11 protein-coding genes are annotated in these 13,893 nt (G+C 70.4%); 5 read left to right on the forward strand and 6 right to left on the reverse strand.

Going from position 1 to position 13,893, the window contains the following annotated elements:
* Nucleotides 1-657: 657 nt before the first annotated feature.
* Nucleotides 658-1,908 (reverse strand): MFS transporter, encoded by a 1,251-nt coding sequence (locus ACXN5W_RS21155; RefSeq protein WP_473160073.1) that lies wholly within the window; start codon nt 1,906-1,908, stop codon nt 658-660.
* A gap of 150 nt (nt 1,909-2,058) precedes the next feature.
* Here ACXN5W_RS21155 and ACXN5W_RS21160 point away from each other — a divergent pair, with 150 nt between their 5' ends.
* Together ACXN5W_RS21160 and ACXN5W_RS21165 are read left to right on the forward strand one after the other, a co-directional pair.
* Nucleotides 2,059-2,838: a GNAT family N-acetyltransferase gene (locus ACXN5W_RS21160; RefSeq protein WP_473160074.1), complete on the forward strand. Its 780-nt coding sequence runs from the start codon at nt 2,059-2,061 to the stop codon at nt 2,836-2,838.
* Between the two features lie 655 nt (nt 2,839-3,493).
* Nucleotides 3,494-5,299 carry a cellulose binding domain-containing protein gene (locus ACXN5W_RS21165; RefSeq protein ID WP_473160075.1) on the forward strand — a complete coding sequence of 602 codons (1,806 nt, stop codon included), beginning with the start codon at nt 3,494-3,496 and terminating at the stop codon, nt 5,297-5,299.
* Between the two features lie 172 nt (nt 5,300-5,471).
* Here the strand turns inward: ACXN5W_RS21165 and ACXN5W_RS21170 are convergent, their stop codons facing one another.
* Nucleotides 5,472-6,242, reverse strand: a complete 771-nt coding sequence (locus tag ACXN5W_RS21170) for a helix-turn-helix transcriptional regulator (RefSeq protein ID WP_473160076.1) — start codon at nt 6,240-6,242, stop codon at nt 5,472-5,474.
* A 68-nt stretch (nt 6,243-6,310) separates the two neighbouring features.
* Here ACXN5W_RS21170 and ACXN5W_RS21175 point away from each other — a divergent pair, with 68 nt between their 5' ends.
* Nucleotides 6,311-7,363 carry a zinc-binding dehydrogenase gene (locus ACXN5W_RS21175; protein ID WP_473160077.1) on the forward strand — a complete coding sequence of 351 codons (1,053 nt, stop codon included), beginning with the start codon at nt 6,311-6,313 and terminating at the stop codon, nt 7,361-7,363.
* Between the two features lie 60 nt (nt 7,364-7,423).
* Here ACXN5W_RS21175 and ACXN5W_RS21180 read toward each other — a convergent pair whose 3' ends face one another.
* Genes ACXN5W_RS21180 through ACXN5W_RS21195 form a run of 4 tightly spaced genes read right to left on the reverse strand, consistent with a single transcriptional unit; the run spans nt 7,424 to nt 11,653 of the window.
* A complete protein-coding gene (locus ACXN5W_RS21180) occupies nt 7,424-8,026 on the reverse strand; it encodes a LutC/YkgG family protein (protein ID WP_473160078.1) in 603 nt (200 codons plus the stop codon).
* A complete protein-coding gene (locus tag ACXN5W_RS21185) occupies nt 8,023-9,606 on the reverse strand; it encodes a lactate utilization protein B (protein WP_473160079.1) in 1,584 nt (527 codons plus the stop codon). The genes ACXN5W_RS21180 and ACXN5W_RS21185 overlap by 4 nt, the downstream gene beginning before the upstream one ends.
* On the reverse strand, nt 9,603-10,298 hold the full coding sequence (locus ACXN5W_RS21190; RefSeq protein ID WP_473160119.1) for a (Fe-S)-binding protein: 696 nt from the start codon (nt 10,296-10,298) through the stop codon (nt 9,603-9,605). The genes ACXN5W_RS21185 and ACXN5W_RS21190 overlap by 4 nt, the downstream gene beginning before the upstream one ends.
* Before the next feature lie 2 nt (nt 10,299-10,300).
* Nucleotides 10,301-11,653, reverse strand: coding sequence for a LacI family DNA-binding transcriptional regulator (locus tag ACXN5W_RS21195; protein WP_473160080.1), 1,353 nt, complete (start codon nt 11,651-11,653; stop codon nt 10,301-10,303).
* Nucleotides 11,654-11,959: 306 nt separating this feature from the next.
* On the opposite strand from ACXN5W_RS21195, the gene ACXN5W_RS21200 reads away from it, so the two are divergent.
* Together ACXN5W_RS21200 and xynC are read left to right on the forward strand one after the other, a co-directional pair.
* Nucleotides 11,960-12,097 carry a hypothetical protein gene (locus tag ACXN5W_RS21200; RefSeq protein WP_473160081.1) on the forward strand — a complete coding sequence of 46 codons (138 nt, stop codon included), beginning with the start codon at nt 11,960-11,962 and terminating at the stop codon, nt 12,095-12,097.
* Nucleotides 12,094-13,830: a glucuronoarabinoxylan endo-1,4-beta-xylanase XynC gene (xynC, locus tag ACXN5W_RS21205; protein ID WP_473160082.1), complete on the forward strand. Its 1,737-nt coding sequence runs from the start codon at nt 12,094-12,096 to the stop codon at nt 13,828-13,830. The genes ACXN5W_RS21200 and xynC overlap by 4 nt, the downstream gene beginning before the upstream one ends.
* Nucleotides 13,831-13,893: the final 63 nt, after the last annotated feature.

A 13,893-nucleotide genomic window follows, 5' to 3' on the forward strand; every position in this document is an offset into this window, starting at 1 on the left:
CGACAACAACTGGCCCTTCTTCATGGGCTACCGCTACGGCATCTTCAACTACGCCACCCAAACCCTCGGCGGCACCACCACCATCAACCGCTTCGACCTCACCACCCCCTAAAATCCCACCCAACCAACCCGGGGGCCTCCACACCAGCACCACGGAGGCCCCCGGCCCCGTCCAAGGACCCGAAAGCCGTTCCGCCGGCCCGCAACAACTGCGGGGAGCCCGAGCCAGACTGGAACGGTGCGGGCGCGCACACCAACTTCTCCACTCAGGCCATGCGGGAGGGCTACGCCGCGATCATCGAGGCCTGCGAGGCGCTACGGTGTCCGACCGGGGTGCTTCGGTGCGGATCCGCTGGCAGGTCGAGGTCGACCAGAAGGGCTACCTCGAGGACCGCCGTCCCAACGCCGACGTCGACCCGTACGTTGTCACCCGCATCATGGCCCGCCGCCTTGGAGAAGGCCAACCTCGGCTGAGGACGTGCTCGACATGCCGCTGATGAGCAGCATCAGCCCGGCATCGTCAGCGTGCTCCGAGGACTCCGGCGGGCCGGGCCGGACGGGTGCTGGACGACCCGTTCGGCCCGGCCGGGCTGGGGTGACTCGGCCCCTGATCCCCGTGACGCTCGCCGGTGGGGCGATCGCCGGTGGGCAGCCAGTTCAGCTTCCGCTGGTCTCGACGGGGAGTCCCACGAACGCTCGCCCGGTCCGGGGGAGCGCGAGGGTGAACAGCAGGAGGCCGGCAGAGGTCAGCGTGAAGCCGGCCCACACCGTGGACAGCGCGCCCCAGCCGGCGCCGAGTGTCATGGCGCCGCCGATGGCACCCAGGGAGTTGGCCAGGTTGAGGGCGGCCAGGTTGAGCGCGCCCATCAGGGTTGGTGCGTCAGGGGCGAGGTTGGTGAGCCGGACCTGGATGGTGGGGATGGCGAACATCATGGTGGCGCCGACGCCGAACAGGGCCGGTAGCAGGATCGTCGGGTTGCTGCCCGCCACGCCGATCACGGCCAACAGCACCAGGACTCCGCCGTAGCCGTACACCAGGCCGCGGCTCTCGGACCGGTCGGCGATCCGTCCACCGAGGTAGTTGCCGACGGCCATGCCGATGCCGAAGACGGCGAGCGCGATGGGGATGAGGGAGGTGCCACGGTCGGCCGCGTCGGTGATGAACGGGCCGATGAACGTGTAGACGGCGAAGATGCTGGAGATACCGAGGGCGGCCACCGCGACCATCGTCCACACGTTGAGCTGGCGGAGTGCGCCAAGCTCGCGGGCGACCGGGTTGCCCCGCAACTCGTCGGTGCGCGGCACCCAGGCCAGCAGCGCCAGCGTCGCGAGAACGCCGACCCCGACCACCACCACGTACATGGCCCGCCAGCCGGCGGCCTGACCGATGGCGGTGCCCAGCGGTGAGCCGACGATGGTCGCGATGGTCAGGCCGGCCATCACCGTGGCGAACGCCTTGCCGCCCTTGCCTGGGCCGTACGCGTGGGCGGCGACCACCGCACCAGCCCCGAAGTAGGCGCCCTGCACGGTGCCGGTGACGAAGCGGAAGACAACGAGCAGCTCGATGTTCGGGGCCAGGGCCGACAGCGCGTTCCCGGCCAGGAACAGCACCATCAGGCCGAGCAGCAGGGTGCGTCGGTTGACCCGCGCGGCGAGCAGGGCGATCGCGGGGGAGCCGATCATGACGCCGAACGCGTAGGCGGTGATCGCGTACGTGGCGACCGGGACGGACACGTCGAGACCGGACGAGAAAAGCTGAATGATGCCGTTGCTGCCGAACTCACCGGTACCGATGGCGAAGGTCCCCAGCGCCAGCGCGAACAGCGTCAACCGCCGGCGTCGGACCGGGGCGGCTGTGTGCCGGCTCTGCTGGGCTCTGAGCTGCGGCTCGTTCGTCTCGTGAAGCATCTCTCCAGGGTTCAAGGCGCAGGTGGATGACGAGTTGATCGCCGATCAAGTAACTGTTCAGCGCCCCTGGCTAACTTCCTACCGAGGGTGGTTTCCGTACGCGATTGGCGGCGTACGACTTCGCGGCCGGGACGAGGAGAAGAGAGAACCATGACGGATCCAGCGGATCGGATCGCCGCCGCGTGGCTGGACGCGAACACCCGGCTGATCCAGGCCATGCCGATGGGCTGGCATTCGGCACAGGGCGACGCGACCGCGCTGGTCTCCCGATGCGCTCTGGCGTCGCTCAACGTCGCGGTCAGCATCACGGCCGAACCCGACCTCGCGGCTCTCGACGCGATGGCCGGCGAGGTGGCAGGCTTCGAGGTGCCCTGGTCGATCGTGGTCCGCCCGGGGGCGAGTGAGGCGGCCGCCGGGTTGGCCGCTCGATACGGGCTGACCAGCCGCAGCGACATCGGCGTCATGGCCTGCGCCGTGGAGCGGGCGGTGCTCACGGCCGACGACGACCGGCTTGAATCGATCCGGCGGGTCGGCTCTGCCTCCGCCGGCGCCTACACCGGCGCCCTCGCCGACGGCTTCGAGGTTCCGGCCAGCTGGTTCGGCTCGCTGATGGGCGGTTCCGTGCTCGACGCCCCCGGGTTCGCCGGCTACCTGGCCGGCCCGTCCGACGAGCCGGACGGCACTGGGCTCGCCGTCGACGGTCCCGGCGTGGTCGGTGTCTACAACATCGCCGTCGCACCTCGGGCCCGCAGCCGAGGGCTGGGCCGGGCGTTGACCGCCCGGGCCATGGCGGACGGCTTCGCCACCGGTGCGGATCTGGCCTATCTGCAGGCGTCCGCAGCCGGCCGGCCGCTCTACGAGTCGATGGGTTTCCGGCATGTCGAGTTCTGGTCCACCTTCACCGCCCCGGCGGCGCCTCCGGCCGAGTGATCGCCCAGCGGGTCGCGGCCCAGCTCGGCGTATGTTTCCCCGCCTCCCACGGGCCGGTCGCCGGACCGCCGTGCGGCCTCAAGGGCCAGGCCGGCGACCTCGATCACCCTGGCTGGTGGGGCCCCCGACCCGGGGCTGTCGTCGGTGGATCACGACCGAGGTACGACCCGGCGCGTGCGGAATCGGTTCGATCTCCGTGGCCGGTGGGCGGCCGGCTTCGTGCGTCGGACAGGTGGCGTGGCTGACCTCATCGAATGGCTCTGGGCGGAACATTGCGGTCACCGTCGCGCGACATCATTGACATCAACCGGCATCACTGCCTACCTTGATCCGTGAATCGATTCGATAACTCGGTCGTCGGCGGTGGAGACCAACCGGCGGTACGCCAGGCGGCAGGCTGAGGGAGGTCAGGCCGTGATCCGTGGGATTGGCTAACGGACCAGCACCGCCACCTGGACGCGGAGCGGGGTCTGCGGAGGAGTGGGCCGCCGTACCTGACCGTCGGCCGCGCCGCCCGCAGCATCCGGCACCCCCGGTGCCGGCAGCCCGGCGTGGCACGCCGGCCCGCAGGTCGCCACGCGGCTGATGCCGCCCCCGACTCGATCTCGACACCGCGCACCTACGCCCCCAAGTGAACTCACCGACGGAGACACCAATGCAACCTCAACGAAAAGTTGGCCGCCTGGCCGCACGGGCCGGGATCGTGATCGGCCTCGTCGTGGCCGCCGCCGCCCCGCTCACCGTCATGGCGGAGAGCCAGGCCGCGACCAACGAGTCGATGTCCGTGGACCTGGCGTCCAGCCGTGGACCGTCCACCCAGGTCGGAGAGGGAATCCTCTACGGGATCAACCAGGACGGTACGCAGCCGGCGGACCAGTTCACGCAGCCACTACGCCTCAACGCCTTCCGTGGCGGTGGCTGGTTCTCCGGTGGCTGGATCCGGGACAACTACCGGTTCGGTTCGGCCACGCAGGCGGACATCACCTCGATCACCGCACAGGCCAGGATGTTGAACCGGGTCGGCAACCACCCGCAGTACCAGGTGCTGCTCACCGACCTGTACGGGCTCAACGGCGGCCAACCGTCGAACACGGTCTACCCCTGCGACAACGGCAACTGCTCGAACTGGGTGACGTTCATCGACTCGACCGTGGCGGCTCTGCAGGCCACCGGCCTGACGTTCGCCTACGACATCGACAACGAACCGGACATCTCCGTGTTCTGGAAGGCCGGGGTGAACAGCACCCAGTACTTCCAGATGTGGGACACCGCGTACCGGGAGATCCGGCGCGTCGCGCCGGGCGCGCTGATCGTCGGCCCGTCCTTCGCGTACACCCCGCAGGCCCGGCCGGCACAGTGGAGCACCTGGCTCGCTCACGTCAAGTCGGCGGGTACCGTCCCGGACTGGATCACCAACCACGACGAGGGTGACGTGGACGACCCGGTCACGGTGTCCCAGGCACTCAACAACCAGCTCTCGGCCGCGGGCATCCCGGCCCGGCCGCTGTCGGCCAACGAATACCAGCCCGCCGACCGGCAGACAGCCGGCGTCACGGCCTGGTACCTGGCCCGGTTCGCCCAGTCCGGATACGCCAACGCGATGCGGGGCAACTGGGTGTGCTGCATGATCCCCAACCTCACCGGCATCCTGACCCAGACCAACGGAAACTGGACCACCAACGGCAACTGGTGGGCGATGCGCGCCTACGCCGACATGACCGGCACCCTGGTCAACACCTCCGGCCAGGTCGGCAGTACCGCGATCTCCGCCTCGATCGACAGCACCAACCAACGGGCCGTCGCCATCATCGGCGACAGCAACGGCTACACGGGCAACGCGACGATCACCTTCAACGGCGCTTCGTCGGTCCCCTGGCTGGCCGGCAACGGCAGCGTCAAGGTGGTCGTCGACCGCATCCCGGACCAGGCGCAGTTGGGCTCACCGCAGGTCGTCTACAACCAGACGGTGAACGTCTCCGGCGGCGCCGTCACCGTACCCGTGACGTTCCAGGCCTCGCACGACGCCTTCGCCATCTACCTGACCCCCACCACGACCACGTCGCCGTCCCCGTCGGCCTCGCCGTCGTCATCCCCCTCGTCGTCGCCGTCGGCCTCGCCGTCGTCGTCCCCGTCGTCCTCGCCCTCGTCCTCGCCGTCGTCGTCACCCGGTCCGGGTGGCTGCACCGCGACCATCACCAACAACGCCTGGACCGGTGGCTTCGTCAGCACCGTACGGGTCACCGCCGGCTCCTCGGCGCTCACCGGCTGGTCGGTCTCGGTTCCGATCCCGGGCGGTTCCGCGGTCACGAACTCGTGGAGCGCGCAGTCGAGCGGCACCACCGGGACCGTTCGATTCACCAACGTCTCGTACAACGGCCAGGTTTCCGCCGGCGGTAGCACCGAGTTCGGTTTCCAGGGCACCGGCTCCCCGCCGACCAGCGCGACCTGCACCGCGAACTGAATTCACCGGATGACCGGAGGGTGGCAGGACGCGCTGTCGCCCTCCGGCGCTGGACCGGCTCCAACCCCGATCCGACCAGCTTCACCCTCAACGGCACCACCTGCACCGGCGGCATCGCCACCGGCAGCCGACCGGGGAACGGGGGGAACGTCGGGGCAATCTGCTAGCGAGCTCATTCTTCTGCGCCGGTGGGCAGGTGGTAGACCACCAGCGTCTGCTCGGGCCGCTCGGCGACGTGGAACGCGGCGTGCGACACGGTGATCACGCCCAGTCGGGGATGCCGGAAGCGCTTGCGGCCCGCGTGGCTGAACTGGATGTCGTACCGCGGCCACCATTCGCGCACCTCGGGGCTCGCCGCGGTCAGCTCGGCCACGAGCCGGGCCACGCGCGGGTGACCGGGATGCCGTCCCGCGATCGCCCGCAGCCGGGCCAGGATGCTGTGCGCCTCGCGCTCCCAGTCGACCAGCACCTGGCGGGCGGCGGGCTCGGTGAACATCCAGCGCACGACGTTGGCGCCCGCCCCGATGCCACGGAACAGCTCCGTGGCGGCGTCGTTGGCCGCGAGGATGTCGTAGCAGATGCCGGTGACGTACGCGGGGTTGTCGCCCAGCAACGCCGGGACACCCGCGACCTCGGGCGCGACCTCCTCGGGGGCGTCCTGCTCGGGTGTCGCTGCACCACCGGCGAGGCGGCGCAGGTGCTCCTGCTCGGCACCGGTCAGCCGCAGCGCCCGGGCCAGCGCGTCGAGCACCTGGCCGGAGGGGCGTACGTCGCGGCCCTGTTCGAGATAGGTGAGCCAGGTGGCGCTGATGCCGGCCAGCAGGGCCAGTTCCTCGCGGCGCAGCCCGGGAGTACGGCGGCGCCCGGTGACCGGCAGGCCCGCGTCGGCCGGGTTCACCCGCTCCCGGCGGCTACGCAGGAACGCGCCCAGCTCGACGCTCATCCTGGAACCTCCAATACCAGAATAATACGATTCTGGATACCAGCTTACTGTGCTGCCAGGCTTGCCCCATGCGAGCTTGGACTGTTGCTTCACAGGACGACGACCTACGCCTTTCCGAGGTACCGGCGCCCACCCTCCAGGGCGGCGGCGTACTCGTGGAGGTGCTCGCCGCGCACCTGCCGGCGTACACGAGAATGGTGGTGAGAGGTAACCGCGGCGGCCTGCCGGTCCCGCTGATCCTGGGCCCCTCCTGCGTCGGGCGCGTGACCGACGTCGCGCCCGACGTGTTCCACGTCGCCCCGGGGGACATCGTGCTGGACACGGCGCTGCTGGACGCGGGCGGCGGCGACGAGATCCTGGTGGGTTGGATCGGTCTGGGTGGCTCCGGCACCGGCAGCGAGCGCACGGACCGGATGCGTACGGTGTGGCACGACGGCGTCTTCGCGGAACGCGCGCTGTGTGCCAAGGAGACGATGGTCAGGCTGCCCGGCGCGGAGAACTTCCCGGACCCGGCCCGCCTGGCATTCCTGCCGTGGCTCTGCATCGCCGCCTCGGGCCTGCACGCGGCGGGCCCGCTGGCCGGCCGCGACGTCGCGGTGATCGGTGCGACGGGTCAGTTGGGCGGCGCGGCGGTGCTGGTGGCACTGGCGGAGGGCGCGGCGACGGTCACGGCGGTGGGCCGCAACAAGGAGTCGCTCGACCGGTTGGCCGAGCTCGGCCCCCGGGTGCGCACCCACCGGCTGACCGGCGACCGCGCGACGGATGCGGCGGGAATCGGCCCGGTGGACGTGGCCCTCGACGCCCTCGGCGCCACGCCGACGGCGGACCCGACCATGGCCGCCTACGACAGCCTGCGGGGGCGCGGCACCCTCGTGCTCATCGGCGGCGTACGCCAGGACCTCGCCATTCCGTACGGTGACCTGATGCGCCGCCGGCTCACCCTGCGCGGCTCCTGGATGAGTGACGACGAGACGGTGACCACGGTGTGGAACCTGGTCCGCTCCGGCTTGCTGGACCTGTCCGCGATCGAGCTGCTGACGGTCGGCCTGGACGACCCGGCGACCGCACTCGACCTGGCGGAGCGTACGACGGGCCTCGGCTTCGTGGCCCTCGTCCCCTGATCCGCTCCTGCCCTGAGCGTCGGGCCAGCGGGGAGACAAAGCCGCTGGTGCACGACCAGGCTAGGAAACGATCAGGAGATGCAGTTGGCGGGGGCCGTGGACGCCCTCGACGCGGTTGAGTTCGATGTCGCTGGTGGCGGAGGGTCCGCTGATCCAGGTCTGCGGGCGGGTGGGGTTCAGCCGGCGCAGGGCTTCGGCGACGGTGCCGACGATCTGCCCGGTGCGGATCACGCAGATGTGACGGTCGGGGAGCAGGCTGAGCACGCGGCGTCCCTGTCCCGGGCCGGCGTCCAGGATGACGGTCCCGGTGAGCGCGATGGCCACGGCCGCGCTGGTGAGGACGCCGCCGATGCTGTTCAGCTCGTCGGTTCCGAGCGGAGGGTCGTCGCCGACCGTCTCGACGCCGGTGATCCAGGCCGCGGGGAGGTCGGCGGGAACGGCCAGCCGAAGGTCGCCGGCCGCGTGCGCGATGGCCCCGGGGAGGGCGGCTTCGTCGGTGCGGGTGACGGTGGCACGGTACTCGGCGGCGCGTTCGGCGAAGAGGGCGACAAGGTCGACCGAGTTCGGCAGCTCCCGGGCGTAGCCCTGCGGGTTCGGAGGTTTCGGGGGATTGTCGGAGAGGGCCCGGGTGATGCGGGCGAGGATCTCCGCTCTCGCGTTCATCGGGGCGTGCCTCCCCGGTGGGTGTGGCGCCACCAGCGGCGGAAGGACTGGCGGGCCGGTGGGGGCAGGTCGCGGGCGCCGAACCAGGCGCCCACCCAGCCGGGGCCGCGCAGGCGCAGCCGGTGGGCGCGGCCGAGGAGTGCGGCGCCGACGCGCTGGGCGGCGTCGAGGCGACCCGGCTTGGCAAAGAGGGCCGCGGCCACCGCCATGAGGGCACGCTCGGCCCGGTGGCCGTGCGGGGCGCGGCGGGCATCGTCGCCGTGCGCTCCACCGCCGTGCGCGCTGTCGCCGTCGCTCTGCTGATGGGCGCCGGTGTCGCCGTCGCGCTGGTCGGAGTGGTGCCGGTCGGGGTCGTCGCCGCGCTGGTGGTCGACGACCTTGGCGCGAAGGTGGACGAGGACCTCGGGAATGTCGATGCGGACCGGACAGGCCTCGAAGCAGGCGCCGCAGAGGCTGGAGGCGAAGGGGAGCGAGGCGGTCTGCTCGTCGACCGGGTGCCGGTTGACGCCGCGCAGTTGGGGGGTGAGGATCGCGCCGATCGGACCGGGATAGGCCGAACCGTAGGCGCGGCCGCCCGTGCGCTCGTAGACGGGGCAGACGTTGAGGCAGGCGGAGCAGCGGATGCAGCGCAGGGCCTGCCGGCCCACCGGGTCGACCAGGGTGTCCGTGCGGCCGTTGTCCAGCAGGATGAGGTGGAACACCCGGGGTCCGTCGCCGGGTGTGACGCCGGTCCAGATCGAGGTGTACGGGTTCATCCGCTCGGCGGTGGAGGAGCGGGGGAGCAGTTGCAGGAAGACCTCGAGGTCGTTCCAGGTGGGCAGGACCTTCTCGATGCCCAGGACGGTGACGAGGATGTCGGGGAGGGTGAGGCACATCCGGCCGTTGCCCTCGGACTCCAGCACGACGACGGCACCGGTCTCGGCGATGGCGAAGTTGCCGCCGGAGACGGCCATGCGGGCCCGCAGGAACTTCTCGCGCAGGTGCAGCCGGGCGGCCTCGGCCAGTTCGGCGGGGTCGTCACCGATGCCCTCGGGGGCCGGACGGCCCACCGTACCCATCTCGCGGACGAAGATGTCCCGGATCTCGGCGCGGTTGCGGTGGATCGCCGGGACGAGGATGTGCGACGGGAGATCGTGTCCCAACTGGACGATCAACTCGGCCAGGTCCGTCTCCCAGACGTCGATGCCCTCGGCCTCGAGGTGGGCATTGAGCTCGATCTCCTGGGTGGCCATCGACTTGACCTTGACGATCTCGGGTACGCGGTGTTCGCGGGCGATGGCCGTGACGATGGCGTTGGCCTCCGCCGCGTCCCGGGCCCAGTGGACCACGCCACCGGCGGCGGTGACGGCCTCCTCCAGCCTGGTCAACAGCTCGGGGAGGCGGGCGAGGGCGTCGTCCTTGATCGCGGCACCGGCGAGGCGCAACTGCTCCCAGTCGTCCAGTTCGGCGATGGCGCGCAGGCGGCGGTCGCGGATCGTGGTGGTGGCGCGGCTCAGGTTGGCCCGCAGCCGGGTGTCGGCGAGCGCGCCGCGGGCCGCCACGGGGAACGGTGGCATACCGAGGAAGGTGGGAGTGCTCATCGTCGCGCCGCCAGGATCTCGGCGAGGTGGACGAGGCGCGTCGGGTGGTGCTGGCGGGACATCAGGCCGCCCAGGTGCATCAGGCACGACCTGTCGGTGCTGGTGAGCACCTCGGCGCCGCTGGCGGTGACGTCGGTGACCTTGTCCAGGCCCATGGCGACCGAGGTCTCCGGGTTCTTCACACTGAAGGTCCCGCCGAAGCCGCAGCACTCCTTCGACCGTGGCAGCTCGGTCAGGGTCAGGCCGTCGACCGCTTCGAGCAGGCGGCGGGGCCGGTCCCCGAGGTGGAGCAGACGCAGGGAGTGGCAGGTCTCGTGCAGGGCCACCCGGTACGGGAAGTAGGCGCCGACATCGGTGACGCCGAGCCGGTCCACGAGGAATTCCGACAGTTCGTAGACGGCCGGTGTGGTGCTGCCCGGCTCGACGACCCGGTGGTAGTGGCGGACCATCGCCGCGCAGGAGGCCGACGGCGTGACGACCGCCTCGTAGCCGGCGAAGGTGTCGGCGAAGGCGCGGACCATCGGGACGCACTCGCGGCGGTAGCCGGAGTTGAAGTGCATCTGGCCACAGCAGGTCTGGCGCTGCGGAAAGTCCACCTCGACGCCCAGCCGCTCCAGGACGGTCACCGTCGCCGTGCCGGCGTCGGGGAAGAGGGTGTCGTTGAGGCAGGTGATGAAGAGCGCCACCCGCATGGTCACCTCACCTCGATCCGTCGCGGCGTGGCCGTGCCGTCGTGCGGTGCGGCCGTGCTGCCGCGCACGACCAGGGTGGTCGCCAGCTCGACATGGGTCTGGCTGATGGTCTCCCCGGTGGTCAGGGCCAGCACCAGCCGCGCGGCGGTGGCGCCCATCTCGACGATCGGCTGCCGGACCGTGGTCAGCGGCGGTCCGCACCAGCCGCCGTACGAGATGTCGTCGAAGCCGACCACACTCAGCTCGTCCGGAATGCGTACCCCGGCCTGTCGGGCCGCCTCGTACACGCCGAAGGCCTGCAGGTCGTTGCCACAGAGCACGGCCGTGGGTGGCTCGTCGAGGCGGAGCAGCTCTGCGGCGTGCGTGCGGCCGTCCTCGAACGAGAACCACATTCCGTGGCGCAGCAGGTTCCTGTCCAGCGGCGCGCCGCCCGCCGCGAGCGCGGCCCGGATGCCGTCCAGGCGTTCCCGCGCGCACAGCCGGTCGAGTGGCCCGCTGATCACGGCGATCCGCCGATGACCCAGGTCGAGCAGGTGACGGGCGGCGGCGAAGGCGCCCCGGCGGTTGGCCGCGGCCACCGATGGCACCGGCTGCAGCGGCTCCACGGTGGGATCCACCACCACGAGCGGGATGGCGCAGGCGGCCAGCAGCCCGTGGTGTTCCGGCGCGACGCCCATCTGTACGACGATCATGCCCGCCGGCCGCCGCGACAGCAGATCCCGTTCCCAGTTACGGCCGGTGGCGGCCTCCCGCAACACGTCGGTGAAGCCGACGGCGAGGTCGTGTTCGACCACTACCTGCTTCACCCCCCGCAGCAGCTCGATCGCCACCTGGCCCAGCGCGCCGTAGAAGACGACCTCGACGCAGGCGGCCCGGGTGACCTTCTCGGGCCGCCGGTAGCTCTGCCCACGCAGCAGTTCCTCCACCCGACGGCGGGTGTTCGGGGCCACCCCCGGACGCCCGTTGAGCACCTTCGACACCGTCGGCGGCGAGACGCCGGCCAGTTGCGCGATCGCGGCCACCGTGAGCGCGCCACGCCGCCCCGGTCTTCCGCCTTCGCGGGTCTGGGCGGTGGCCGTACCGGCCGCCGGCGCCGGGTCGTCCGGCGGGCGGGTCTCGGGCGACTGCTGCGGCCGTCGCCGCAGACCGCGGCGCTCGGCGACCTCCCGCAACAGACGGGTGCGCACCTTGTCCGCCTCGGCTGCGGCGTCGGCTCCGGCCGGCACGGTCTGCGCGAGGTACTGCCGCTTCTTCGAAGCGGGATCGACGCCTGCGTAGACCCGCACCCGCAGGGAACCGCTGGGCAGCTTCTCGATCTCACCCCGCGCCCGCGGCTGGCCGCTTCCGGTTAGCATGGTCAGACCGTAGCGCATAGCTCCACAGATAGCTCCACACAGCACCGCTCGTCCTCGTCGGTCCGCCGCCGCGGTTCCGGAGGGGGCGACGGAGGCGTCTGACGCGGTTGAAGGCCCCGGTCGGGTTGCGGTTTCCGGCCCGGCATGGAGCTATTCCTGTGTCGATACGTGGAGCATAAAGTCTCTTTTGTAGCTCCGCAGGGATGGATAGTTGCCTGCTCATCGCGCTGCTACTGCTGAAAGTGCTTACTAGCGAAACGGTCATTGCGGTAGCAGACCGGTTCTGCCATAGTGGGCAATCAATGGATGAACACCGATCCAATGATGAGCGTTGGCACCGGAATCAGGGCTACTCCCGGGGCGACGCAGGAGACCGGTGCCGGCCGGGCCGACCAGACCGAGAAGGCGCGGATCAGCACCAACAGCCAGAAGGACGAAACATGACGCAAGATCAGAATGAGCCGGTGCTCAGCCAGCGCAGACTGCTGAACCGGAGGACCGTCCTGACGACGATGGGAGCCGTACCGGTCCTCACGGTCGCGGCGTCGGTGCTGAACGCCACGGAGGCCGCCGCCGCGACGGCGAGCATCAATCTGTCGGCGCAGCGGCAGACGATCAAAGGCTTCGGTGGCATGGCCCACGCGTCCTGGATCGGCGACCTGACGGCCGCCCAGCGCGACACGGCGTTCGGCACCGGTGACGGCAAGCTGGGGTTCTCCATCCTGCGGATCCCCATCAACGAGAACCAGTCGGACTGGAGCCGCGATCTGGCGACCGCGCAACGCGCGACCGCGCTCGGGGCGACCGTCTTCGCGTCGCCGTGGAACCCGCCCGCCAGCATGGCCGAGACGGTCAACGGCCGTAAGCGCGTCAAGTACAGTTCGTACGGCGCCTACGCTCAGCACCTGAACGACTTCAACACGTACATGCGCAACAACGGGGTGACCCTGTACAGCGTGTCGGTGCAGAACGAGCCCGACTACGCGACTGAGTGGACGTCGTGGACGGCCACCGAAATCGTCAACTTCCTGAAGCAGAACGCCGGCTCGATCAACACCAGGGTGATGGCGCCCGAGTCGTTCCAGTACATCAAGTCGATGTCGGACCCGATTCTCAACGACGCCGCGGCCCTCGCGAACGTGGACATCATCGGGGCGCACCTCTACGGGACGTCGTACTCGAACTTTCCCTACCCCCTCTTCCAGCAGAAGGGCGCGGGCAAGGAACTCTGGATGACCGAGGTCTACTACCCGAACAGCAACGCCAACTCGGGGGACTCCTGGCCAGAGGCGCTCGACGTCGGCGAGCACATGCACCACGCCATGGTCGACGCCCAGTTCCAGGCGTACGTCTGGTGGTACATCCGGCGCAGCTACGGCCCCATGCGGGAAGACGGCCAGATCAGCAAGCGCGGTGCCATCATGGCGCAGTTCGCCAGGTTCGTCCGTCCTGGATACGTGCGGATCGACGCGACAGCGAACCCGTCGTCGAACGTCTTCGTCTCGGCGTACCGGGGCGGCGACACCGTCGTCATCGTCGCCGTCAACAAGAACACCTCGTCGGTGAGCCAGCAGTTCACCCTCAACACGACCGCGTCCGGCAGTGTTTCCAGCTGGGTGACCGACGGCAGCCGGAACGTCGCGGCCCAGGGCGCGCTCAGCATGTCGAACGGCTCCATCAGCGTCACGCTGCCCGCCCGGAGCATGACGACCTTCGTGACCAGCGTGAGCGGCACCTCGTCGCCCAGCCCGTCGGCGAGTGTCACGGCCAGCGCGTCGCCGAGCCCGTCTGCCAGCACCTCACCCAGCGCCTCGCCCAGCGCCTCGACCAGCCCGTCGACCAGCCCCACGGCTGGTGGCACGGGCCCCCGGGTCGTCTACACGATGAACAGCTGGAGCTCCGGCTTCACGGCCAGCATCAGCATCACCAACACCGGCACCTCGACGATCGACGGTTGGACGTTGGCCTTCACCCTGCCCTCGGGCCAGTCCATCACCTCGGGCTGGAACGCCACCTTCTCGCCCTCCAGCGGTCAGGTGAGCGCCCGCAACGTCAGCTACAACGGCACGATCGCCCCCGGAGCCACCGTCGACATCGGCTTCCAGGCCACCCACACCGGTAACACCGCCGAACCGACCGCCTTCACCCTCAACGGCATCCCCTGCACGGTGGCCTGACCGGCAACCAGGGACACCCCTGGAAGCCCGGCGGCGGCCAAGGATCAGACCCGCGGCCTCTCC

The sequence above is a fragment of the Plantactinospora sp. A48 genome (assembly GCF_055793945.1).

Coding starts and splice junctions, on each gene's coding strand:
- ACXN5W_RS21155 (WP_473160073.1), bottom strand. CDS start 1,908: ATGCTTCACGAGACGAACGAGCCGCAGCTCAGAGCCCAGCAGAGCCGG.
- ACXN5W_RS21160 (WP_473160074.1), top strand. CDS start 2,059: ATGACGGATCCAGCGGATCGGATCGCCGCCGCGTGGCTGGACGCGAAC.
- ACXN5W_RS21165 (WP_473160075.1), top strand. CDS start 3,494: ATGCAACCTCAACGAAAAGTTGGCCGCCTGGCCGCACGGGCCGGGATC.
- ACXN5W_RS21170 (WP_473160076.1), bottom strand. CDS start 6,242: ATGAGCGTCGAGCTGGGCGCGTTCCTGCGTAGCCGCCGGGAGCGGGTG.
- ACXN5W_RS21175 (WP_473160077.1), top strand. CDS start 6,311: ATGCGAGCTTGGACTGTTGCTTCACAGGACGACGACCTACGCCTTTCC.
- ACXN5W_RS21180 (WP_473160078.1), bottom strand. CDS start 8,026: ATGAACGCGAGAGCGGAGATCCTCGCCCGCATCACCCGGGCCCTCTCC.
- ACXN5W_RS21185 (WP_473160079.1), bottom strand. CDS start 9,606: ATGAGCACTCCCACCTTCCTCGGTATGCCACCGTTCCCCGTGGCGGCC.
- ACXN5W_RS21190 (WP_473160119.1), bottom strand. CDS start 10,298: ATGCGGGTGGCGCTCTTCATCACCTGCCTCAACGACACCCTCTTCCCC.
- ACXN5W_RS21195 (WP_473160080.1), bottom strand. CDS start 11,653: ATGCTAACCGGAAGCGGCCAGCCGCGGGCGCGGGGTGAGATCGAGAAG.
- ACXN5W_RS21200 (WP_473160081.1), top strand. CDS start 11,960: ATGAACACCGATCCAATGATGAGCGTTGGCACCGGAATCAGGGCTACT.
- xynC (WP_473160082.1), top strand. CDS start 12,094: ATGACGCAAGATCAGAATGAGCCGGTGCTCAGCCAGCGCAGACTGCTG.